The organism is Streptomyces sp. NPDC087270, from assembly GCF_044744625.1.
Classification (GTDB): Bacteria; Actinomycetota; Actinomycetes; order Streptomycetales; family Streptomycetaceae; genus Actinacidiphila.
This window is the reverse complement of sequence record NZ_JBIUYR010000019.1, coordinates 99,146-122,574: the sequence shown is the minus strand read 5'-3', so window position 1 is coordinate 122,574 and position 23,429 is coordinate 99,146. Positions and strand designations below refer to the sequence as shown.

Below are 23,429 nucleotides of genomic sequence, written 5' to 3'. Positions count from 1 at the left end.
GACACCGCATGACCGTGTTCGGACGTCGAAGAGGCCACAGGAGACGGGCGGCGGTGCTCGCCGCACTCGTCGCGACCGCGCTGGCCGTACCCACCGCCGCGTCGGCGCGAGCGCCGGGCGGGCAGTCGGACGGACCCTCGTCCGGGCACGGCTCCGGCGGGCCGCTCGCTCCGGTCGGGCTGCGCGCCGACGGCCAGGCGTCGGACGCGCTGACCGACGCCGCCCACCCGTCGTTCGCCTGGACGGTGCGTGACACCGGCCGGGCCGAGGCCCAGACCGGCTACGAACTCCGGGTCGCGCCCGCCCGGAACGGCGGAAAGCCCGCGGCGGGAGCGAGTTGGGACTCCGGCCGGGTCAGGTCCGCCGACTCCACCGCCGTCTCCTACGCCGGTCCCGCGCTCGCCGCCGACCGGACGTACACCTGGACGGTCAGGACCTGGAACAAGGAGGGCGCCGCGTCCCCCTGGTCGGCCCCCGCCTCCTTCGACACCGGGCTGCTGAACGCCACCGACTGGTCGGCCTGGTGGCTGCGCACCGACGACGGCGCGCTGACCCGCGGCGACTTCACGGTGGCCAAGCCGGTCGCCCGGGCCCGGCTGTACTTCGGCGCGCAGGGCATCGTGGAACCGCACCTCAACGGCGCCCGCGTGCAACCCTCCGAGGTCCTCGACTCCTCGGTCACCGACTACAGCTCGCGCGTGCTCTACCGCGACCTCGACGTCACCAGGCAACTGCGCCAGGGCGCCAACACCCTCGGATTCATGGCGGGCAAGGGCCAGTTCAGCGGCCGGCCGGTCTTCGTCGCCCAACTCGACCTCACCTACACCGACGGCTCCACCGCCACCTTCGGCACCAGCCCGTCATGGCAGAGCACCGCGGGCCCGGTGACCGGTGACGACTTCTGGTACGGCGAGACCTACGACGCCCGCAAGGCCGCGCCCGGTTGGGACGCGCCCGGCCACGACGACAGCGGCTGGACGGCCGCGCACGCGCTCTTCCCGGTCGCGCACCCGGTGAGCCTGGCCCAGGGCAAGCCGGTCACCGCGCTGGACACCACGACCACCGCCGGCTGGTCACCGGCCGCCCTCACCGACGGGATCGACAACTCCGTCGACGCCTCCGAGGGCTACCACTCGAAGATCGAGACAACCGCCGACACCACCAAGTGGGTGCAGACCGACCTCGGTTCCGAGCAGCGGCTGCGCACCCTCACCCTCTTCCCGGCCCGCCCCACCAACGACACGGCCGGCGACCTGGTCGGCGCGGGCTTCCCGGTCCGCTACAAGGTCGAGGTCAGCGACGACCCGACCTTCGCCACGGCGACCACCGTCACCGACCGCACCGGCGCCGACCAGGCCAACCCCGGCACCTCGCCGGTCACCCTCAGTACCGGCACCACCGCCCGCTACGTCCGGGTCACCGCCACCAAGTTGCCCTGCAACGCGGCCGGTTGCACCTTCCGGCTGGCCGAACTCGGCGTCTACGGCGCCCACCCCGCGACCGGCTACGACGCCATGACCGCGCTCCGGGCCGACGTGACACCCCCGACCCGCGTCGTACAGACCGTCACCCCGGTCAAGGAGACCCGCCCCGCGGCGGGCGAGCGCGTCTACGACTTCGGCCAGAACCGCACCGGTTGGGTCACCATCAAGGCCGCCCAGCCCGCGGGCACCACCGCGACCCTCACCCAGGGCGAGATCCTGGACGCGAGCGGCCAGGTGACGACCTCCAACATCAGCTTCTCCGCCTCCGACCCGCCCCGGCAGACCAACCGCTACACCTTCGCCGGCACCGGCACCGAGACGTACGCCCCGCACTTCACCTACGCCGGCTTCCGCTACGCGGAGCTGACCGGCCTGCCCGACGACGCCCAGGTCACCGTGACCGCGCAGGTCGTCCACTCCGACGTCCCCACCACCGGGCAGTTCAGCACGTCGAACCCGCTGCTCGACAAGATCCAGGACGCGGTCGCCCAGACCCAGCTCAACGACCTGGAGTCCATCCCGATGGACTGCCCGACCCGCGAGCGGCACGGCTGGCTCGGCGACGCGGGCGACACCGACCAGGAGGCGATGAGCAACTACGACATGCAGGCGTTCTACGCCAAGTGGCTCGGTGACATCGCCACCAGCGCCAACGCCGACGGCAGCATCCCGTCCGTGGCACCCGCCAACGGCGGTCAGGGCTCCTGGGCCACCGACCCGGCCTGGGGCACCGCCTACCCGCAGATCATCTGGGACACCTACACGCAGTACGGCGACAAGCAGCCCATCACCGCCAACTACCCGCAGGTCAAGGCGTGGGTCGACTACCTCGGCACGATCAGCGACGCCGACCACGTGGTGGTGGACTCCCCGACCTCGTGGGGAGACGACTGGCTGGCCACCGTCAGCACCCCGCACGACTACTTCCAGACCGCCTTCTCCTACCTCGACGCGACCCTGCTCGCGAAGATGGCGACCGTGCTCGGCAAGGCCGCCGACGCGACCCACTACAGCGCCGTCGCCGACCAGGTGAAGGCGGGCTTCCTCAAGCGCTACTTCGACGCCGCCACCGGCGTCTTCGGCAACGGCTCGCAGCTGTCCTACGCGATGCCGCTCGCGCTCGGCCTGGTCCCGGCCGGCCACGAGCAGACCAGCCTCGACCGGCTGGTGCAGGACATCGCCGCCCACGGCGACCACGTCACCACCGGATTCGTCGGCACCACCTACGTCTACCAGGCGCTCGGTGCCTACGGCCGCAACGACGTCGCCCTCGCCCTCGCCGAACGCGAGGACTACCCGAGCTTCGGCTACATGGTCGACCAGGGCCCCGGCACCATCTGGGAGAAGTGGCCGAACTCCTCGGCCCCCGACGGCACGTCGTCCAAGGACCACATCGGTCTCGGCGGCTCCATCGGCCAGTGGTTCTACCAGCAGCTCGCCGGCATCCAGCCCGGCGACTCGGCCGCCGGCGCCGGATACGGCCGGATCACGCTCGCACCCAGCGTCGTCGGGGACCTCACCCACGTCTCGGCCACCCAGCACACCGTCCGCGGCACCGTCGAGAGCTCCTGGCAGCGCGACGGCAGCAAGCTCACCTACCACGCGGTCGTCCCGGTCGGCGCCACCGCCACCATCCGGCTGCCGCTGCTGGGAGGTACCGCCTCCACGGTCCGTGAGAGCGGCCGCACCCTCTTCACCGCGGGCCGCGCCGGACAGTCCGACCCCGGGCTGACCGTCGGCAAGGCCACCGGACAGACCCTGACGCTGACCGCCGGCTCCGGCGACTACACCTTCACCGTCACCCCGCCGAGCACCTCGGTCACCCACCTGTCCGTCACCGCGACCGCCGCCGCGCCCGTCAAGGCCGGCGCGAGCGGCGACATCAGCGTGGTCGTCTCCGCGGCCGGCACGAAGTCCGGCTCCGCCGTGGTCGGCGCCCAGGTGCCCGCCGGGTGGACCGCGACCGCGACCCCGGCCGCCATCCCGATCACCCCCGCCGCCACGGTCACGCTCGCCACCGTCAAGCTCACCGTGCCCGCCGACGCGGCCAGCGGGGTGCACGCGGTGCCGATCCAGGTACGCGCGCCCGACGGCACGCTCGCCACCAGCACCGTGCAGGTCTCCGTCTTCGGCAGCTGGCCGGCCGGCACCACCGCGGCCGCCTCCAGCTTCCACGCGCCCAACGTCGTCGACGGCGCCACCCGCACCTACGTGCCCGGGAACGCCATCGACGGTGACCCCGCCACCTTCTGGAACGACGACACGCAGGACGTCTATCCCGACACCCTCACCGTCACCACGCCCTCCGCCGTGACCCTCGACGGCGTCTCCTTCGTCTCCCATCCCGACGGCGTCCCCACCGACTTCACCGTCCAGACCTGGGACGGCTCCCAATGGGCCACCCGGGCCACCGTCTCGGGGAACTCCGCGGTCAGCCGCTGGATACCCTTCGACACCCCCGTCACCACCACGCAGCTCCGCATCGTCATCACCTCCGCGCAGAACAGCTTCTCCCGCGTGGTGGAACTGGCTCCCTGACGGTGCCGGACCCGCCCGGCCGCCCCGTCCCCTGGTTCGAAGGACCTCGCGCTCGGTGGGTGGCCTGTCGCGCGGTTCCCCGCGCCCCTGCTGTGCTTGCCGTTCGCGGAAAACCTCACGCCCCCGCCAGGGGCATGGGCGAGCCATGAACGAGCCGCACCAGCCCAGGGGCGCGGGGAACCGCGCCGGCAGCCCCCACCGGTCCCGGGGCCGACGGCGCCACGTACCCGGGCGGTCCGGCACTGCCCGGGCGGGTTCGCTCAGCTCGCGGCGAGCGACTAGCGTGCTGACCATGACTGATACCCGTCCCGGCGCCGTAGCCGTCGGCCTTGCCACCGTCGCTGACGACGGCACCGTCCTCGACACCTGGTACCCCGCCCCGGAGCTGGCCGAGCAGCCCGGCCCGGCAGGGACCGAGCACCTGACCGCCGAGCGCGCGGCGGAACTGCTGGGCGCGGCCGCGCCGAAAGCCCTCGGCCCCGACCCGCGCCGGGGGGTGCGGGTCGTCGCGGTCCGTACGGTGATCGGCTCGCTGGACGACAAGCCGCTCGACGCGCACGACGCGTACCTCCGGCTGCACCTGCTCAGCCACCGCCTGGTCCGGCCGAACGAGCAGAACCTGGACGGCATCTTCGGCCTGCTCGCGAACGTAGCGTGGACCTCGCTCGGCCCGGTGCCGGTGGCGGGCCTGGAGGACGCCCGGCTCGCCGCGCGGGCCGAGGGCACCCACCTGACGGTCTTCGGCGTGGACAAGTTCCCGCGGATGACGGACTACGTGGCGCCCGCCGGCGTACGGATCGCGGACGCCGGGCGGGTCCGGCTCGGCGCGCACCTCGCGGCCGGCACCACCGTCATGCACGAGGGCTTCTGCAACTTCAACGCCGGGACGCTCGGCACCTCCATGGTCGAGGGCCGCATCTCGCAGGGCGTGGTGATCGGCGACGGCTCCGACGTCGGCGGCGGCGCGTCGATCATGGGCACCCTCTCCGGCGGCGGCACCCAGCGCGTCTCGGTCGGCGAACGCTGCCTGCTCGGCGCCGAGTCCGGGCTCGGCATCGCGCTCGGCGACGACTGCGTGGTCGAGGCGGGCCTCTACGTCACCGCGGGCACCCGCGTCACCCTTCCCGACGGCCAGATCGTCAAGGCCGTCGAGCTGTCCGGCGCCGACAACGTCCTCTTCCGCCGCAACTCCACCACCGGCAAGGTCGAGGTCCTCCAGCGCACCGGCTCCTGGGGCGGCCTCAACGCGGCCCTGCACAGCCACAACTGACGGACCGTCAACCGGCCCTCCCGGACAAGCCGTTCATGAGCGGCTGCCACGCAGGGACGACAGGACCAGGCGGCCGTAGCGGGTGGTGAGCGCGGCCGCCGTCGCGGCGAGCGAGGCGGCCAGCGCCACCACCAGATCGGTGGCGCTGGTGTCGCCGAGCACCTGGAGGATGGCCAGCGCGGTGGACACCGGGAGGCCCAGCACCGTCAGGACGCCGAGCGCCCCGGCGATCTGCTGGCTCTCCTGGTTCTGCGCGAGCCGCGCGTAGTCCGCGGCTTCGGCGAGGATCTGCGCGAAGCGCTCCGGCAGCCGGTACCTGGCGTGGAACGCGAGCAGCAGGTGGTTGGCGGGGCCGTGCGCGCTGAGGTGCTGGCGCCAGTAGGTGCTCCGGAAGACCGCGATACGGCGTTCCAGGTCGGTGACGCGGCGGGCCAGGCCCGCATCGCCGAACACCGCGGAGAGGTCGTCGGTCAACTCGTCGATGTGGTTGCGCTGGGCGGTGCCCAGCAGCAGCGCGTCGAGGTAGGTGCCGCGGGCGTTGCCGAGCGCGTACTCGTAGAAGTCACCCGGGCCGGTGTCCGGGCGGTGCCCCAGGAACGCGGCGCCCTGGCGCAGCACCAGCGCGCTCCAGTCCGCGGAGATCCGGTTCACCTCCGCCCGCATGGCGGGCAGCGACTCCGGTGCCGGCGGCAGATCCGTCGGGGTGGCGCGTGACGCGAGCGCGTGCAGCAACAGGTCCGCCGCGAGGGGCAGTTCGGCGGTGCCTGGGTCCCGCATCACCCGGCTGAGGTCGGCGGGCGGCGTCAGGAACGCGACGGTGTACGGGCGGGCCAGTGCGAACGGTCCGGCCGGGACCTCCGGGTCGGCGACGCCCGCGAGGAGCGTCGCCGGGGCGAACGGTCCTTGCAGCGGGTCCGGGGCGGTCTCCCCGCGCCTCCTGCCGAGGGCGCGCAGCAGCGGCAGCAGGGGCGCGCCGGTCACCGTGAAGTGCAGTACGGCCAGGGCCTGTTCGGGGGAGCGGGAGCTGGGGGTGCGGAGCAGCTCCATCCCGTCCAGGCGCATCGGGCCCTGGACGGGGGCCGGGTCCGTACGGGTGTGCCACCGGCGGTCGTACAGCGCGCGGCCGGCCGAGGCCGTGAACAGCCGTCGGCGCGCGGCTTCTTCGGCGGCCGCGCCGTGGTCCGCGATCGGAAGGGGGCCCTTCGGCCACGGCGGGTCCGCCGTCAACCGCACCGGCAGCAGCACCGCCAGCGTCTGCCGGGTGCCCTCCGCCGCCACGAACGCACGCGTCAACTCTTCGTTCCAGCCCCCCGACTCGCTCACCCCCACAGCGTCGCCCCCCGCTCCCCGCTCACGCAACCGGCCCGCGGGCCCTTCCCCTGCGCCGAGTTCGCCGGACCACCGGCCGGTGGGTGGCTTGTCGCGCCCCTGGATGGTGAACGTGGTCCGTGGTGGTGGGGCGTGCGGGCTCAGGCAGGCGGTAGCGGCCAGGTGGGGACGTTGAGGGTGATCAGGGACGCGCCGGGAGGGGTGAGGCGGAGTTCGGTGAGGGCGCAGTTGTGGAGGCCGGGGAAGACCCGGCGGTAGGTGCTTTCGGGGAGGCCGAGGAGGCGGCAGAGGACCAGGCGGAAGAGGGTGTTGTGGGCGACGACGAGGACACGCTGCCCCGGGTGGTCACGGGGGATGCGCAGAAGCGCGGCGGCGCCGCGGGCCGCGGCGGAGCGGGGGTCCTCGCCGGAAGGGAAGGGGTGGGCGGCGGGATCGTCGAGGAAGGCGTCGACCTCGCGGGGGTGGGAGGCGCGGAGCTCGCCCAGGGTACGGCCCTCGGCGACGCCGAAGTCGACCTCCAGCAGGTCCGGTTCGACGACGGGAGCGATCCCGGTGGCCCGCGCCGCGGGCTCGGCGGTGCGCCGGGCACGGGACAGCGGGGACGTGACGATGGCGTCGAGCCCGGCGCCCGCCGCCCAGGCCCCGAGCGCCTCGGCCTGTTCGAGCCCGCGCGGGGTGAGCGCGATGTCGCTGACCCCGGTGTAGCGGTTCTCCTCGTGCCAGACGGTCTCACCGTGCCGGGTGAGGAAAAGGGTCGTGGCGGCGGTGGTCATCCGTGCTCCCGTGCGTAGGCGGCCGTCTCCGTGGGGAGCCAGCCGCGGCGTTCCCATTCGTCCACGAGCGCCACGAAGGGCTCGTCGAACCGCCGGCTCACCTCGGGCCGCGGTTCAAGTGTCGTACGCAGCCGCACCATCGGCCGCAGGTCCGACCACGCCGCCGGCTCGGAGCCGCCTGCGGATCGGACGCCGTGCGCGGCGAGCACGGCCATCCCGAGGGCCGAGTCGGCCTGTTCGGGGATGGTGGCCGGCCGGCCGAGCACATCGGCGCGCAACTGGTTCCAGTACGCGCTGCCGGTGGCGCCCCCGGTGAAGGCGACCGGCCCCTCGATCCGGGCGCCCAACTGCCGTACGTAGGAGAGGCACAGGCGTTCCACGAACGCCACGCCCTGGAGGAGGGAGGCGTGCAGGTCGCCGTCGTCGGCGGGGGTGCCCAGGGTGAAGGGCTCGGCGTCGGGCGCCAGGAACGGGAAGCGCTCGCCGTGCGAGACGAGGGGGTAGGAGAGCACGCTCGCCGGCTCGTGCGCGGTGGCGGCCCGGTCCAGCCGGGCCAGGTCGGCCCCGGGGAACGCCCGGGCCAGCGCGCCGGCGCCGACGCTGGAGGCGCCGCCCGGGAGCCAGTTGCCGTCCGCCGAGCGGTGGTTGTAGAGGACGCCGGCCGGGTCGGCGAGCGGGCGCGCCGTGACGCCCTTGATGACGAGGGTGGTGCCGAGAACGGTGTTCCACTGCCCGATGTCCCAGGCGCCCGAGCCGAGTTGGGCCGCGCAGCCGTCCGTCATGCCGGCCACGACCGGGGTGCCCTCGGCGAGTCCGGTCAGGTCGGCCGCCTCGGCGCAGACGGTGCCGAGCACGGTGCCGGGCGCCACCACCGGCGGGAAGTCCAGCCCGGACAGGCCCAGTTGCTCGTGGACCGCGCGGGGCCAGCGGCGGCCGTGCAGGTCGTATCCGGTCTTGAGGGCGTGGCTGGAGTCGGTCGGCACCGGGTGCCCGACCAGCCGGGTGGTGACGAAGTCCGCCTGGTGGCAGACCCGGGCGCCCCGGAGCGCCGCCGGGTCGCCGCCGTCCTGGCGGACGAGCCAGAGCAGCTTCGCCAGCGCCCAGCTCGGCTGGATGCGGTAGCCGAGGGTGTCCCACACGTCGGCGGCGGTCTCCTGGGCGTGGCGCGCCTCGGCGGCGGCCCGGCTGTCGTCGTACATCAGCGCGGCGGTCACCGGGGTGCCGCGGGAGTCCGTGAGCAGCACGGTGCCGGAGGTGCCGCACACCGCCAGGCCCCGTACCCGCGCGGGCTCCAGCGGGCGCAGCGTCGCGCGGACCGCCGCGCCGACGCCGTCCCACCAGTCGGAGGGGAGCTGTTCGTGGCGGTCGCCGTCCCGGGTGCCGGTGAGCGGGGCGGAGCCCCGGCCGAGCACCCGGCCGTCGCCCGTCACGGCGAGGGCCCGTACGCCCTGCGTCCCGAGGTCGATCCCCAGCCACAGGTCCTGGTCGGGTGTGTCCGTCACGGGCTCCGGTCCTCTCGTTCGTCGTGCGGTGGCGGGGGGCGCTTTTTCACACCGTGACCACAGCCCCGGTCGGGTGTCTGCCCGCGGGGTGCCGGCGGGTTCCCATCTCGGCTCTCACCTGGTGAGAGACCGCCGGGTGGGTCACTCGACGGGTTGACCTGACGGCCGCTGGTAGTGAACACTGCCGAACGTTACATCAGCATTGAATGTTATATCCACAGTGCAGACTGTTATTGTCGGGTCGACGGATCGGAACAGGGCCGAGGGATGTCACAGGACAAGAACCGCCGGGGGCCGACGCAGCGGCGCCGCGAGCTGTCGGACCATGTGCTGGCCGAGGGCTCGGTCTCCGCGTCCGATCTGGCCGAGCGGTTCGGGGTGAGTCTGATGACCATCTACCGCGACATCGACGAGCTGGAGCGGGAAGGCATCCTGCGCAAGTTCCGCGGCGGGGTCACGGTCCAGCCGTCCGGCGTCTTCGAGAGCAACGTGGCGTTCCGCAAGAAGACGATGCGGGCCGAGAAGGCGGCGGTCGCAGCGAAGGCGGCGACGCTGATCGAGCCCGGCATGTCCGTCATGATCGACGACTCCACCACCGCGCTGGAACTCGCCCGGCTGCTGCCCGGCATAGAGCCGCTGACCGTGGTCACCAACTTCCTCGAAGCGCTCAACCTGCTCGCCGACGAACGCGGGCTGCACCTGATGGCGCTCGGCGGCGACTACGACCGGCTGCACGACTCGTTCCTCGGCGTGCCCTGCGTGGAGGCGGTCGAGGCACTGCGGGTGGACCTGTGCTTCGTCTCCACCTCGTCGGTGTACGGCGACTACGCCTTCCACCAGGAGCAGCGGATCGTGGCGGTCAAGCGCGCGATGCTCAAGGCGGCCAACCGCAGCGTGCTGATGATCGACCACTCCAAGCTGGGGCGCACCGCGCTGCACCGGCTGGCCCCGCTGACCACCTTCGACCTCATCCTGATCGACGACCGCACCCCGCCCGACGTCCTGCGTTCCCTCGACGACAGCGGCGTCCCCTACGAGACCGCTCCGACCCCGGCATGAAGGAGACCTCGGCCATGAGAATCCTCGCAGCGGGCGACCACTTCGTCGCTCCCGACCTGTTCACCCGGGAGCTGACCGCCGAGATCGGCACCGGTCACTCCATCGACGAACTGCGGCTGCCGTGGCCGCTCACCCCCTTCGGCCGGGTCGCCGAGGTCGACGAGGCGTCGGGTGACGAGGACACCATGGTCACCGCGTTGCGCGGGGCGCAGGTGTGCGTCACCCAGATGGCGCCGGTGACCCGGAAGATCCTCGAAGGCGCCCCCGATCTGCGGCTGGTGGTGATCGGCAGGGGCGGCCCGGTGAACGTCAACCTCGAAGCGGCGAAGGAGCACGGCGTCCAGGTCTGCAACACCCCCGGGCGCAACGCGGCCGCCACCGCCGAGTACACCGTCGGGATGATGCTCGCGGCGATGCGCCGCATCCCCGAGACGTCCGCCGCGCTCGCCGCCGGGCGCTGGGCCGGCGAGTTCTACACGTACGACAACTGCGGGCCGGGGCTCGACGGTGCGACCGTCGGGCTCATCGGGTGCGGAGCCGTCGGCAGCCGGGTGGCGCGCGCCCTGACCGCGCTCGGCGCGCGGGTGCGGCTGTACGACCCGTACGCCGACGAGCGGGTGCTGCGCGAGTCCGGTGAGCCCGTCGCCGACCTGGACGACCTGCTGCGCGGCTCCGACGTGGTGTCGCTGCACGCGCGGCTGACACCGGAGACCCGCGGGCTGCTCGGCGCGCGCGAGCTGGCGCTGCTGCCGGAGGGCGCGGTCGTCGTCAACTGCGCGCGGGGCGCGCTGCTGGACGAGGACGCGCTCTGCGACGCCCTGGAGTCCGGGCGGTTGGCGGCGGCGGGGCTCGACGTGTTCGCGGTGGAGCCCCCGCCGCCGGACTCGCGGCTGCGGACCGCGCCCCGGCTGGTCATGACGCCCCACCTGGCCGGCGCCAACACCTCCGTCGCGCACAACGCGGCGAGGATCGCGGCCGCGGAGGTGGGGCGGTTCCTGCGCGGCGAGCCGCTCGCGCACCGCGTCGTGTGAGGCGCGCGCGGCGGGGATGCGGCGGAGTGGCTCCTGCCGCGTGACGCGCGGGCCGCGGGCTTCGGCCCCCTGACTTCGGCCGCTGGCTCGCTCGCCGCGCTTGCCTCGCTCGCCGTTCGCGCCGTTCGCGTCGTTCGCGCCGTTCGATGCTCGCGTCGCTTGAAGCTTGCGCTGCTTGAAGTCCTCGCCACTTCAAGTTCTCGTCCCCTGAAGGTGTTTCAGCCGAAGGTCTTTCAGTCGAGGGAAGGAACGCACGGTGTTCGTCGGACTGGACATGGGAACCTCCGTCGTCAAAGCGGCGGCCTTCGCCGATGACGGCGCGACCCTGCGCGTCGAATCGATGCCGATCTCGCTCGGCGGGCAGGGGGAACACGTCGAGCAGGACGTCGAGGAGGTGGTGCGCGCCGCCACGGGTGTCCTCGCCGCGGTCAGCGAAGGGCAGGCGCCCGCGCTCGTCGCCATCACCGGCCAGGGCGACGGGCTGTGGCTGGTGGACGCCGAGGGCCGGGCCGTACGCCCCGCCATGTCCTGGATGGACGGCCGGGCCGGCGGGCTGGTGGCCGGCTGGATGGCGGACGGCACCGCGGAGCGGCTCTACCGGCGCACCGGCAACGTGCTCTTCCCCGGCTCGCCCGGGCCGCTGCTGGCCTGGCTCGACCGCCACGAACCGCAGTCCCTCGACGCGGCCACCACCGCCGCCTGCTGCAAGGACGTCGTCCACCTGCGGCTGACCGGTGAGCGCGGCACCGACCTGTCCGACGCGTCGGTGCCCTTCCTGGACCCGCGCACCCGCACCTACGCCCCCGAAGCGCTCGCCGACCTCGGCCTCGGCCACCGGGCCGGCCTGCTGGCGCCGATCGCCGCGACCCTGCCGTACGGGCAGGCGCGCGGGCACATCGCGGGCCTGCCGGACGGCACCCCCGTCACCGGCGGCCCCTACGACCTGCCGGCCTCGGCGACGGGCGCCGGGGTGACCGAGCCGGGGGACGGGCTGCTCATCGTCGGCACGACCCTGGCCTGCCAGGTCGTCGTCGAGCGCGTCGCCCTCGACGAGGACCCGGTCGGCTTCCACCTCGCCACGGCCCGGCCGGACCGCCACATGCGGGCGCTGCCGGCGATGACCGGCACCGTCGCGCTCGACTGGGTGCTCGGCCTCACCGGCACGACCCACGACCAGCTCTCCGAACTGCTCGACGCCACCCCGCGCGGCGCCCGGGGCGTCGCCGCGCTGCCCTACCTGTCGCCGTCGGGCGAACGCGTGCCCTTCGTCGACCCCACCGCCCGCGCCGAGTTCACCGGTCTCGACCTGCGGGCCACCCGCGCGGACCTGGTCCGTGCCATGTGCGAGGCGATCGCCTTCGCCGCCCGGCACTGCCTCGAAGCGGCCGGCCTGACCGGCCGGTTGGCGGTCTGCGGCGGCGGTGCCCGCAACCCCGCGTGGCTGCGCCTGTTCGCCGACGTGCTGGGCCGCCCGCTGCGGGTCGCGCGGGGACCCGAACCGGGCGCGCGCGGCGCGGTGTTGGCGGGTGTCGCCGCCCACGGGGACACCCTCGGGCGGCAGTTGGACGTGGCGCGGTGGACGGCTCCCGAAGCGGTGATCGACCCGGACCCGGCGGGCGTCGCCTACTACGAACACGCCTACGCCGACTACCTGTTCCGCGTCGAGAGCGCCCGCAACCGCTGGGCCGGCCCGGCGGGCGCCAGGGAAGCCGGCCGCCCCTGAACGCCCGTCCGGTCGTACGGCCCCGCCCGGGCGCGGTCGGGCGGGTCCGTCGGGCGGGGCCGTCGAGCGGGGCTGTCGAGCGGTGCGCTCACCGCGCGGGAGGTCGGTGGGCCGGCGCCCGGTCGACCCCCTGCGCCGCGGTCGGCCCGGGCCCCTCAGGCCAGAAGATCAAGCCGGAGACGTAGCCACTCGGGCAGCCGAGCACCCTGTCGATCCGGTCCAACACGTTCGGAAGGCCAACGTCGGCGCACTCGGTGTCCATCACCTTCCGCACCCACGCGACGGCCGTCTCGCGCGTCATCGGCAACCGTCTCCACCCTTCGGGAACCGCCTTCAGGCGCGGCTGTCACGCCGGCGAGTCCTGATCGGCCCGGCACCCCCCGAGGCCGGTGAGGAGGCGGACGGGGCCCAGGAGGCCGGAGACGCGTTGGCCGGGGAAGACGAAGTGGGTGGGACCTGAGGCGTCGAGGTGGGGGGCGAGGGTGCCGAACACGGTGACCTCCAGGGTGTGGGGGCCCGGGGCCGCCGTCAGGGCGGTCAGGTCGAAGACGTAAGGGGAGCAGATCCGTACGCCGGCGGGGACGCCGTCGACGGACACCTCCGCGGTGCCGCGCACGCGGCCGAGGTCGAGGGTGACCGGGCCGCCCGCGGCATCGGGTGGCAGGTGCACGGTGCGGCGGTAGCGGACGCCGCCGCTGTACTCGGCGAGGCCGTGGGACTCCCAGTCGCCGGCCCTGATCCGGCCGGGGCCGACCTCGCAGCGCAGCGGCCCGGCGAGGGCGGCCCCGCCTGCGTGGCCCGAGTCCGGCTCCAGTCGCAGGGCGGCGCAGCGTACGCCCGTGGGGGCCTCGCCGCCGGCCAGGTGGACGGTCAGGGTGTGCGGGCCCGCGCCGCCCGCGGTGCTGCCGCGCTCCTCGCCGTCCACGAACACGGTGCCGCCGCCGTGCACCTCCACCGTCAACCGGGTGGCGCCGGGCGGCAGTTCGCACCACAGCCACTCCACCGACGGCCGGCCGCCCGGCACGGCGAACCCGACGGGTACCACGGTGCCGTCGTCGGCGTCCGGGTCCAGCCAGGCGGCACCGGGCAGCGGGTGGGGCCTGCGGCGCAGGTACAGTGCCGCGGGGTCGCCCGCCGGCGCACGGCGTACCACCGACGGCACCCGCTCGCCGTCGCGTTCCGCCCACCAGGTGGCATCGCTGTGCGCGGTCGCGACGAGGGCCGAGGCGTCGTCGTGGCAGGCCGCGTCCACCAGGACGGCGAGGTCGTCGCCGCCCGCGCTCTCCACCACGATCTCGTTGTCGCCCGCCCGCAGGGCCGCGGCCACGTCATGGCGCCGCACGCGCGGCACGGCGTGCTCGGCGTACGGGTCGAAACCGCCCTGCCGGCCCACCACCCGACCGTTGACCCGCAGCACGCACCGGCCCCGCGCGGCGACCTGCACCACGGCGCGCGCGGGCGGCCGGGACAGCGACAGCGTCGTGCCGACCCGTACGGTGCCCGAGCCCGCGCCGCCCGCACCCGCTCCCGCGCCCGCAGCCGTGCCCGTACCCGCAGCCGCAGCCGCAGCCGCAGCCGCAGCCGCCGTCGCAGGCGCACCCGCCGCTGTACCCGCGCCTGTACCCGTGCCCGCCGCCGTGCCCGCGCCCGCGCCTGTACCCGTGCCCGCCGCCGTGCCCGCGTCGCCCTCGACCGCCGTGTCGGGGGCGGCAGTCGCGGCGATCCACTCGGGTCGCCGGTAGCGTGCCGCGTCGCGTACGAGCGCCACGTGTGCCCGCAGATCCGTGTCCTGATCCGGTGTCAGATCCAGCTCCAGGAGCTGCCGGCCGGGCTCCAACCGCACGCGGCCCAGGGCGAGATGGCCGCCGTCGTCCAGGGCGACGGGGCGTCCTGCCAGCCGGGCCGACTTCGCGGCGGCGGCGCCGATCGCGAGGTGGCCGTCGAAGGCGTCGGCGAGCAGCAGGTCGACGGCCACCCGCCGGGTCGCCCCCGCGGGCGTCGGGCCGAGGTGGAGGAACTCCTCGGGCACGTGGCCCTTGGGGCCCAGCACCTCGCGGTGCACCGGGTCCTTGTGGATGCCGCGGGAGTCGGACCACTCCAGGGTCCGGACGGTCTGCCCGTCGGCGCCGCGCAGGACGGCGTGCGGTCCGAACGTGGCGTGCGCGGTTGGCTCGGCCGGCACCGCGGCGCTCCCCGGCACCGCCCACCCGTCGCGCACGCCGTCCTCGCCGGGGCCTTCCACCCGGTGGCGGAAGGTGCGCAGTTCGGTGCGGGCCGGGCCGTCCGGCCGGGCCGCGGGGCGGTCGAAGTCGCCCCAGGTGTTGTCGGCCGTCGGCACGAGCCGCATGTCCCAGTCCGCGTCGTCGGGGATCACGAGCACCTCACCGCCCCGCGCGGTGGCATCGGCAGCCACCGCTTCCTCCCGCGGCAGGTGCCGGAGCGCGCGACCGGCGGGGAGGACCAGCACCGCGGCCGGCCCGGCGTCGAAGGGCACCTCGACCTCGTGGCAGCCCGGCTCGTCGGGGACCGCCGTGACCGGCAGGGTGCGGGGCGAACCGTCGAACGGGTCGACCAGCAGGGCGAGTTCAGCCGGTTCGCACAGCCGGACCCGGACCCGTGCGGTGCGCGCGTAGCGGCCGGGGTCGAAGTCGTAGCGCGCGTCGAGCCAGCCCAGCGCGGCCCCGCGCGCGTCGGGCGCGGCGACGGCGGCCATGGTCGCGCGCGGAGCGGCCGCCGTCAGGAACACCACGGTCGCGTCCGCCACTTGGCGGGCGAGCGCGGGGACCGTCGCCTCGACGACCGGACCCGGCCCGTGCGGCAGATCGGCCAGCCGGTCCGCCGCGGGCACGCACACCGCGCGGCCGTCCGCGAAGCACGCCCGCAGCGCGTCGAGCGCGGCATCGGCGCCCGCGCCGACCACCTCCTCGGGCACCGCACCGACCGCGACCAGCCGCCCGCCGGCCGCCGCGAACTCCACCAACTTCCGTGCCGTGTCCGCTTCGAGGACGGTGCACGCGGGCAGCAGGAGCGTCGCGTACCGCTCCTCGGCGACGCACAACCGGGTGCCGTCCGGCTCGCCGCCGCGTACCGTCGCCCGCGCGAGGGAGGAGTCGTCGATGACGTCGGCGTCGCGGCCGAGCCGGTCGAGCAGCCCCGGCCTGGTGCGGAACCAGGTCATGTCGCCGACGAGTTCGAGGTACGTCGCCTGCGCGCGGGCCGCGGCGGCCGAGACGCCGTCCAGGGCGGTGCCGGCCTGCGCGGTCGTGGTGGGCAGCAGCACCGCGACGTCGCACAGGTGGTGGCCGAGGCTCAGGATCGCGCAGAGCCGGGTCACCGCGTCGGCGAAGACCCGGTGGTGGCGCCAGTACGGCTGCCGCCAGTCGGTGCCCGGCGGCGCCCACTCCCACCAGCCGCCCTTGGTCGTGTAGTACACCGCGTGCGGGTTGTAGAGGGTCGCGCCGGCGCGCAGCCACGGCAGCAGCCAGTCGAACGTCTCCTCCAGCGTGCCGCCCCACCCGGTGGAGTGGAACGCCTCGATCCAGGTGCGCCGGCCCCCGTACAGGTGGGCGAGCGAGGAGTGGATACGGGCGTCGCCGTGGTGGTCGGAGCCCGGCGCGGAGAACCAGCGGTGGGTCCTGGCGTAGTCGGCGTACAACTCGACCCCGCCGACCGGGTGTCCGGCGCGGGCGGGGTCCTGCTGGTCGCAGCCGACGAGCAGCCCGTGCCGCTGGTGCCAGCCGGCCAGCGGCCGGAAGAACGCCTCCTCGGCCGCCTCCGCCCGGGTCAGCTGGTAGTCGCGCCGTATCCGACCGGCGTCCGGGCGCGCGCTGTCCGCGTACAGCGCGTCCAGGTGCGGTACGAGGTCGTAGCCGCGCCGCCGCCGGAAGTCCGCGGCGAACCCGGCCGACCAGGTCGGCAGGGACGGCAGTTCGTCCTGGAACGAGCCGACGACCACGGTGCCGAGCCGGTCGCCCAGCCGCCGCTCGAAGGCGCCGTGCACCCGGTCGAGCAGCGCGGCGCACGCCTCGGTGCCGAGGTAGTCGAAGCCGCGCGCCACATGGTGGTGGAGCGTCAGCCGCCAGCGGCCGGGCCCCGGTGGGCGGATGGTCCGGCCGTCGACGGCGAGCGGGACGGCGGGGCCGGTCATCTCGCCTGCCTCGTCCAGCGGTTCCGCGTGGCCGCCGACCGGCTGCCCTTGCGGCGGGCAGCCCAGCTCGCCATCGCTGTCGACGACCGCGCGTACCCGCTCCAGCGCGCGCCCGGCGTAGCGCGGCTGCTCGTCGACGAGACGCGCCTGCAGATCGGCGCCGGAGAAGCCCAACTGGTCGTAGAACCAGAGGAACACGCCCAGTTCGGCCGCGTCCGCGCAGACGCCGTCGAGCAGCGCCCACCAGGCGTCGGTCATGAACGCCGGGTCGTCGGCGTCGGACCCGAACAGCGGCCCCGAGGGCGCCAGGTTGAGGATGACCAGGTTGAACACCCCGCCCTCGGCGAAGCGTTGGAGCTGCGCCCGCAGCCGGGACCGGTCCAGCCGCTCCCCGCTCCACCACCAGATGGCGGTGGGCGAGAAGGCCCTGGGGGGCTCGGCGAGGATCGCGGCGATGTCCGCCGGGAGAGCGTCAGCCCTTGAGGCCACCTGCGAACCCCTTGATCACGTAGCGCTGGAGGAAGAGGAAGATGACGAGGATCGGCAGCGCGGCGAGCACCAGACCGGCGAAGACCAGGCCGTAGTCGGAGACGTACTGCCCCACGAACGAGAAGATCGCCACCGGCACGGTCTCCTTGCCGGAGCCGCCGAGGTACAGCAGCGGGGTGAAGAAGTCGTTCCAGATGAAGACCGCGTTCAGGATGATCACGGTGCCGGTGATCGGCCGCAGCAGCGGGAAGACGATCCGGGTGAACGCCTGCCGGTGGTCGCAGCCGTCGATCAGCGCGGCCTGCGCGTAGTCCCGCGGCAGCGCCCGGATGAACCCGGTGTAGAGGAAGACGGTGAACGGCATCTGGATGCCGGTGTAGAAGAGGATCATGCCCTGGTAGGTGCCGAGCCAGCCGAGGTCGTCGACCAGCTTGTACAGCGGGATCATGCCGAGCTGGAACGGGAGGATGATCCCCAGCAGGAACAGGACGTACAGCCCGTAGCCGAGGCCGCTCGCGCACCGCGCCAGGTAGTACGCGCCGGTCGATCCGATCACGATGAGCAGCAGCAGGCTGACGGCGGTGATGATCGCGCTGTTCACCAGGGCGGACCCGAGGGACGCCGACGACCAGGCGTTGTCGAAGTTGTGGAAGGTCGGCGAAGTCGGCGGCGACAGCGGGGAGTCGGCGATCTGCGACGGGCTCTTCAGGGCGAGCGTGAGCAGGGCGTACACCGGGAACAGGAAGACGACCGCGGCCGCGATCATCACCAGTTCCAGCAGGTAGCGCCCGTAGCCGGGACGCCGTTTGCGGCGCGCGGTGGCGGGGCGCTCGGCCCCGGTGCTGACCCCGCCGGCCGTGACGGTACTCACGCGGTGACCTCCCGGGCGCGCAGATAGCGGAGTTGGACCAGCGAGACGGCGGCCACGAACAGCGCGAGGACCAGCGCCACCGCCGTGCTGTAGCCGAACTTCCCGTACACGAACGCTTCCTTGTAGAGCACCGTGGAGAGCGTCTCGCTCGACGTGCCGGGTCCGCCGTTGGTCGCGGCGTACACCTGGTCGAAGAGCTTCAGGCCGCCGATGGTCGACAGCATCAGGTTGACGGTCAGCGCGGGCGCCAGCAGCGGCCAGGTGACGTAGCGGAACCGCTGCCAGCTGCTCGCGCCGTCGATCCGCGCCGCCTCCAGGAGTTCGGCTGGCACGTCCTGGAGCCCGGCCAGGAAGATCACCATCGAGTAGCCGGCGTACTGCCACACCACCATCGCGGCCACCGACCACAGCGTGATCGACGGGTTGCCCAGCCAGTCCTGGCGCAGGCCGCCGAGGCCGACCGCGCCGAGGATGCCGTTGAGGCCCGCGCCGTTGTCGGGGTTGTAGACGTACTTCCACAGGAACGCCACCATCACCGGGCTGACCACGGCGGGCGCGAAGAAGATCACCCGCAGCAGCGTCCTGGACCTGATGTTGGCGTTCACGCCGAGCGCCAGCAGCAGCCCGATGAGGTTCTGCACGACGACGATCGCGACGGTGAGCAGCAGCGTGTTGCTGATGGACTGAAGGGCGCGGTCGTCGCCGAGCAGGGTGTGGAAGTTGGCGAGGCCGACGAACGAGAACGACCCGATGCCGGACCAGTCGGTGAACGCGTAGACCACGCCCGCGATGCTCGGGTAGAGCACCACGAGCGCGTACACGGCCAGCGCGGGCACGACGAAGATCCACGGCGGTACGGTCGGGTCGCGGCGGCCGGGCCGGGGCAGTGCGACGCGCGGTGCCTTCACGACTTCTTCCCGTAGGCCTTGTCCATCTGCGCCAGTGCGCCCTTGACGTCGGTCTTGCCGGCGAGCAGGTCCTGCACGGCGGCGAAGTGAGCGGGCTGCACTTCGGCGTTGGGCCAGCGCTGGTCCATGAACGGCACGGCGTGGTTGGCGTCGATGATCGGCAGGAACTCCGACAGCACCGGGTCGATCTTGGTGCTGGAGTCGCGGGAGAAGGGGATGGCGGAGACGTCCGCCGCCCAGGCGTTGATGTTCTCCTGCTTGCCGAGGAACTCGATGAACGCCTTGCCCTTGGCCGCGTTCTTCGCCCGAGCCGACACCCCCAGGCCCACCACGATGCCCGCCGGAATCCACAGGTTCGCCGCGTCGTCCCCGCCGGGGAAGGGGAACATGCCCAGGTCGTCAGGGGACTTGGCGGCCTGCCGGAAGTTGGACAGCACCGAGGACACCTGTACGGCCATGGCCGCCTTGCCGGTGGCGACCATCGAGGTCTGCTGCTCGAACGTGGTGCCGTCGGGGTGGTCGTTGAAGAAGCCCCGCTTCTGCAGGTCCTGGTACTTGCCCATCGCGTCGGCCCAGCCCGAGCCGACGAACGTCGCCTTCCCCGACGCCATCTGGTCGTCGAACGTGGGGTCCTTGGCGTAGACGGCGTTGGGGACCAGCGCGTAGGTGATCAGCTGGGTGACCCAGGGCGTCTGCGCGCCGAGCGCCAGCGGCACGACACCCTTGGACTTCAACGTGCCGCACACGTCGAGCAGTTCGGCCCAGGTCTTGGGCGGGGTCACCCCGGCGTCGGCGAACACCTTCTTGTTGTAGATGGTGCCGATGACGCTGCTGCCCGCCGAGTACAGATAGGTCTTGCCGTCGTGGCGGTAGGCGGCGTCGAAGCTCTTCGGGATGGTCTTGGTCCACGCCTGGTCGTCGAGGTCGGTCAGCAGGTCGGCCTTCGCCAGCTCGACCATGGACATCGCGCTGCCGCTGCCGGGGTAGAGCACGTGCACGTCGGGGGCGTTGCCGCCGGCGAGCTGGGTGCGGACCACCGTCTGCACCTGGTCGGTGGGCGCGAAGGAGGTGCTGAACGAGACGCCGGTGTGGCCCTTGCGGTAGGCGGCGATCAGGTCCGTGATCGGCTTCTGCTCGTCGGCGACACCGACCACCCGTATCTTGCCGCCGGAGCCGCCCGAACCCGAGCACGCCGTGAGGACCGAAGGGAGCGCGGCCGCGGCCGCGACCCCACCGCCGACGCGGAGCAGTCCTCGGCGGCTCACCGTGCCCCGGTCGGGCTGACTGCGGGAACCCGTGCTCATGGTGTGTCCTCCTCCTGGGGACCGGCGGACGTGGGCGCCGCCGGAGAGAATGCCGCGGTGAAGTGGTAGGAACCCGAGGCCACTTGGTAGCGGGCGTGGCCGGGGCCGGTGTCGATCAGCGTGGAGTGGGCGCCGTCCTCGGGCGCCGCGGCGAGTTCGCGGACCGAGCGCGGATCGGTGGTGGGTACGAAGACCTCGGCGGTGGCGCCGGGCGGCACCTGCACGCGCAGGGTCAGGCGCTCGCCCTCGCGCCGCCAGGCGGCGGCGACGGTGCCCCGCGCCGACTCGTAGCGGGCGCTCGCGTGGCCGAGCGCGCCGGGGCGGGGCCGGACGCGCAGCCGCCGGTAGGCGACGGAGTCCGCGTCCTGGTCCACACCGGCGACGCCCCGGTAGAGCCATTCGCCGATGGAGCCGAGCGCGTAGTGGTTGAAGGAATTCATCGCCGGGGCCCGGAAGCCGCCTTCGGGCGTCCAGCCGTCCCAGCGCTCCCAGATGGTGGTGGCGCCGTGCCGCAACGGGAAGAGCCACGACGGCACTTCGGTGCGGCGCAGCAGCGCGTGGGCCAGATCGGCGCGCCCGTACGCGTCGAGTACGGGCGCGGCGAGTGCCACCCCGACGAAGCCGGTCTGCAGGGCGGGCCCGGCCGCCTCGACGAGTTCGGCGAGCCGGCGGGCCGCGCCGTCCGCCAGGTGCTCGGGCAGCAGGCCGAAGGCGAGCACGACCAGATAGCCGGTCTGGGTGTCGCCCGCCAGCCGTACCTGCCCGGCGGGGGTCGGGGTGTCCTCGGCGGGTTCGGCTCGCCCGGTCCGCTCGGCTGGTGCGGTGTTCCCGGCATCCGCGGCTCGCTCGACGCCATCGGCGTCCCCGGTGGTGACGAAACGTGCCACGAACGCCGCTCTGATGGCGGCCGCCAGCCGGTGGTGCTCCTGCGCCACGTCGTGGTGGCCCAGTGCCTCGGCGGCCAGCGCGGTGAGCCGGGTGCTGTGCGCGAAGTACGCGGTGGCGATGACCTCGCGCGGGGTGGGGACGCCGGGGGCGAGCCAGTCCGAGAAGTGCGGGCCCACCCGGTGCCGCCAGATCAGGTCGGGGTTGTGCCGGTGGATCAGGGCGACCCAGGCGCGCATCCCGTCCAGCGCGCGGGAGAGGAACCGCGGGTCGCCGTAGGTGCGGTACAGGTGCCACGGCACGACCACTCCCGCGTCGGCCCAGCCGGGCGCCCCCTCGTCGGCGACGCCGGCCAGCCGCGGCGCGACGTTGGTGAAGCCGCCGTCGGGCGTCCGCGCGTCGTCGATGTCGCGCAGCCACTTGGTGAAGAAGGCCGCCACGTCCGCGTTGAGCGCCGCCGTGGGGAGGAAGACCTGCGCGTCGGCCAGCCAGCCGAGCCGCTCGTCACGCTGCGGGCAATCGGTGGGCACGCTCACGAAGTTGGAGCGCTGGCCCCACTCCACGCAGGCGTGCAGCCGGCGGATGTCCGGGTCCGAGCAGTCGAAGGAGCCCGTCCACGCGGTGTCGCTGTGCAGGGCGACGGCCAGCACGGCGTCCGAGCGCAGCTCCGGTATGCCGCTGATCTCCGCGTAGCGGAAGCCGTGGTAGGTGAACCGCGGCTCGAACGTGCGGTGTCGGCGCCCGTCGCCGATCAGTACGTCGGTGGCCGCGGCCGTGCGCAGGTTGGCCGTGTACAGGCGCTGCTTGTCGTCCAGCACCTCGGCGTGCCGGACGACCACCCGGGCGCCTGCGGCGAGGTCGTCGACCCGGAGGCGTATCCGCCCGGCGAGGTTCTGGCCGAAGTCGACGAGGTGCGTGCCGGGGGAGACGCGGGTGACGGACACCGGCCGGATCTCGGCCATCGCCCGCACGGGTTCGTCGACGGACGCCACCAGCAGCCGGTGGTCGGCGTCCACGACCAGGGCCGGCGACCAGCCGTCGTCGTCGTATCCGGGCGACTCCCAGCCGTCGACGGCCTGCCGCAGGTCGTGGCACTCGCCCCTCAGCAGATCGGCGTACCGGATCGCCCCGGTGCGGGTGACCCAGGTGTCGTCGGTGACGACGGTGCGGACGCTGCCGTCGGCGTGGGTGAGGTGCAGTTCGGCGAGGAACTGCGGGAACGTGCCGTAGTGCGCGCCCGCCCGGCGCGGTTCGAAGCCGACGAAGCCGCTCCACCAGCCGTCGGTGAGCGTCGCGGCCAGCACGTTCTCGCCCGGGCCTACCAACTCCGTGACGTCGTAGGTCTGGTACTGCACGCGGCGGGTGTAGTCGGTCCAGCCCGGGGCGAGTTCGGCGTCGCCGACGCGGGTGCCGTTGAGGCGTACCTCGTACAGGCCGCGCGCGCTGACGTAGAGCCTGGCGCGGACCAAGGGGGACGCGGCGGGGGAGTCCGCGGGGTGCGCCGCGCCCGGGAAGGCCCGCCGCAGCAGCGGGCAGGGGGCCAGACCGTGGTCGTCCAGGGCGAGTTCGCCCTCCGTCGGGGCGTCCATCACGGCGATGGGGTTCGGGTCGTGGGTGATCCACGAAGCCCGCCACGCCGGTTCGCCGGGGCCGCTGCCGTCCACCGCCCGCGACGGCACCGTCATCCCGGTCTCGAACCAGGAGACCGCGCCGGCGGGTTCCTCGCCGGCTGCCGCTGCCTGCGACCACACCTCGACCCGCCAGTGGTAGCGGGTCCTCGGGCGCAGGGCGGGTCCCGCGTAGCCGGCGCCGATCGCCGAGGGGTCCTCCACCCGGCCGCTGTCCCACAGGAGTCGACCGCCCTCGGCCAGTGCTTCGGGCCGTTCGGCGACGCGGACCCGGTAGGCGGCGGGCGCGTCGCCCCGCAGGTCGGACGCCAGCCGCCACGACAGCAGCGGGGCGGGTTCGTCGATGCCGAGGGGGGTGGTGCGGTGGTCGCACCGCAGGGCGTACGGCCGCAGTGCGGGCACAGGCACGTCCTCCTCTCACACCATCTACGGCGTGAAGATGATCATCCGTGAATGTGAAAACTAACGTCGATTCTGTGGCGTGGAGA

13 protein-coding genes are annotated in these 23,429 nt (G+C 73.8%); 5 read left to right on the top strand and 8 right to left on the bottom strand.

Translation table 11 applies throughout. From position 1 onward, the window contains the following. Nucleotides 1-53: 53 nt before the first annotated feature. Nucleotides 54-4,022, top strand: coding sequence for a family 78 glycoside hydrolase catalytic domain (locus ACIPAE_RS31515; RefSeq protein WP_402449887.1), 3,969 nt, complete (start codon nt 54-56; stop codon nt 4,020-4,022). Nucleotides 4,023-4,314: 292 nt separating this feature from the next. After that, the gene (gene dapD, locus ACIPAE_RS31510) at nt 4,315-5,292 is read left to right on the top strand and encodes a 2,3,4,5-tetrahydropyridine-2,6-dicarboxylate N-succinyltransferase (protein ID WP_329370630.1); all 978 of its coding nucleotides are present in this window, start codon (nt 4,315-4,317) and stop codon (nt 5,290-5,292) included. Nucleotides 5,293-5,325: 33 nt separating this feature from the next. On the opposite strand, the gene ACIPAE_RS31505 is transcribed toward dapD, so the two are convergent. From ACIPAE_RS31505 to ACIPAE_RS31495, 3 genes are all read right to left on the bottom strand, one after another. Then, nucleotides 5,326-6,615: a hypothetical protein gene (locus ACIPAE_RS31505; protein ID WP_402449883.1), complete on the bottom strand. Its 1,290-nt coding sequence runs from the start codon at nt 6,613-6,615 to the stop codon at nt 5,326-5,328. A gap of 146 nt (nt 6,616-6,761) precedes the next feature. After that, the gene (locus tag ACIPAE_RS31500) at nt 6,762-7,394 is read right to left on the bottom strand and encodes a histidine phosphatase family protein (protein ID WP_402449881.1); all 633 of its coding nucleotides are present in this window, start codon (nt 7,392-7,394) and stop codon (nt 6,762-6,764) included. Continuing rightward, nucleotides 7,391-8,896: an FGGY-family carbohydrate kinase gene (locus ACIPAE_RS31495; protein ID WP_402449879.1), complete on the bottom strand. Its 1,506-nt coding sequence runs from the start codon at nt 8,894-8,896 to the stop codon at nt 7,391-7,393. The genes ACIPAE_RS31500 and ACIPAE_RS31495 overlap by 4 nt, the downstream gene beginning before the upstream one ends. A 267-nt stretch (nt 8,897-9,163) precedes the next feature. On the opposite strand from ACIPAE_RS31495, the gene ACIPAE_RS31490 reads away from it, so the two are divergent. The 3 genes from ACIPAE_RS31490 (at nt 9,164) to ACIPAE_RS31480 (ending at nt 12,709) form a co-directional block, all read left to right on the top strand. Beyond that, nucleotides 9,164-9,955 carry a DeoR/GlpR family DNA-binding transcription regulator gene (locus ACIPAE_RS31490; protein ID WP_402449877.1) on the top strand — a complete coding sequence of 264 codons (792 nt, stop codon included), beginning with the start codon at nt 9,164-9,166 and terminating at the stop codon, nt 9,953-9,955. 14 nt (nt 9,956-9,969) lie between these two features. After that, complete coding sequence (locus tag ACIPAE_RS31485; RefSeq protein ID WP_402449875.1) at nt 9,970-10,986, top strand: 2-hydroxyacid dehydrogenase; 1,017 nt, start codon at nt 9,970-9,972, stop codon at nt 10,984-10,986. Between the two features lie 256 nt (nt 10,987-11,242). Further along, nucleotides 11,243-12,709, top strand: coding sequence for an FGGY family carbohydrate kinase (locus ACIPAE_RS31480; protein WP_402449872.1), 1,467 nt, complete (start codon nt 11,243-11,245; stop codon nt 12,707-12,709). 346 nt (nt 12,710-13,055) lie between these two features. Here the strand turns inward: ACIPAE_RS31480 and ACIPAE_RS31475 are convergent, their stop codons facing one another. From ACIPAE_RS31475 to ACIPAE_RS31455, 5 genes are read right to left on the bottom strand one after another with little or no spacing between them, the layout of a single operon-like run. Next, nucleotides 13,056-17,345, bottom strand: coding sequence for a glycosyl hydrolase (locus ACIPAE_RS31475; RefSeq protein ID WP_402449870.1), 4,290 nt, complete (start codon nt 17,343-17,345; stop codon nt 13,056-13,058). Next, complete coding sequence (locus ACIPAE_RS31470; protein WP_366413209.1) at nt 17,329-18,216, bottom strand: carbohydrate ABC transporter permease; 888 nt, start codon at nt 18,214-18,216, stop codon at nt 17,329-17,331. The genes ACIPAE_RS31475 and ACIPAE_RS31470 overlap by 17 nt, the downstream gene beginning before the upstream one ends. Beyond that, entirely contained in the window at nt 18,213-19,124 is a 912-nt protein-coding gene (locus ACIPAE_RS31465) for a sugar ABC transporter permease (RefSeq protein ID WP_329370639.1), read from the bottom strand. Before ACIPAE_RS31465 ends, ACIPAE_RS31470 begins: the two co-directional genes overlap by 4 nt. Beyond that, nucleotides 19,121-20,428, bottom strand: a complete 1,308-nt coding sequence (locus ACIPAE_RS31460; protein ID WP_402449866.1) for an extracellular solute-binding protein — start codon at nt 20,426-20,428, stop codon at nt 19,121-19,123. Before ACIPAE_RS31460 ends, ACIPAE_RS31465 begins: the two co-directional genes overlap by 4 nt. Then, the gene (locus ACIPAE_RS31455; RefSeq protein ID WP_402449864.1) at nt 20,425-23,349 is read right to left on the bottom strand and encodes a family 78 glycoside hydrolase catalytic domain; all 2,925 of its coding nucleotides are present in this window, start codon (nt 23,347-23,349) and stop codon (nt 20,425-20,427) included. The genes ACIPAE_RS31460 and ACIPAE_RS31455 overlap by 4 nt, the downstream gene beginning before the upstream one ends. Nucleotides 23,350-23,429: the final 80 nt, after the last annotated feature.

Coding starts and splice junctions, on each gene's coding strand:
- dapD (WP_329370630.1), top strand. CDS start 4,315: ATGACTGATACCCGTCCCGGCGCCGTAGCCGTCGGCCTTGCCACCGTC.
- ACIPAE_RS31500 (WP_402449881.1), bottom strand. CDS start 7,394: ATGACCACCGCCGCCACGACCCTTTTCCTCACCCGGCACGGTGAGACC.
- ACIPAE_RS31490 (WP_402449877.1), top strand. CDS start 9,164: ATGTCACAGGACAAGAACCGCCGGGGGCCGACGCAGCGGCGCCGCGAG.
- ACIPAE_RS31485 (WP_402449875.1), top strand. CDS start 9,970: ATGAGAATCCTCGCAGCGGGCGACCACTTCGTCGCTCCCGACCTGTTC.
- ACIPAE_RS31460 (WP_402449866.1), bottom strand. CDS start 20,428: ATGAGCACGGGTTCCCGCAGTCAGCCCGACCGGGGCACGGTGAGCCGC.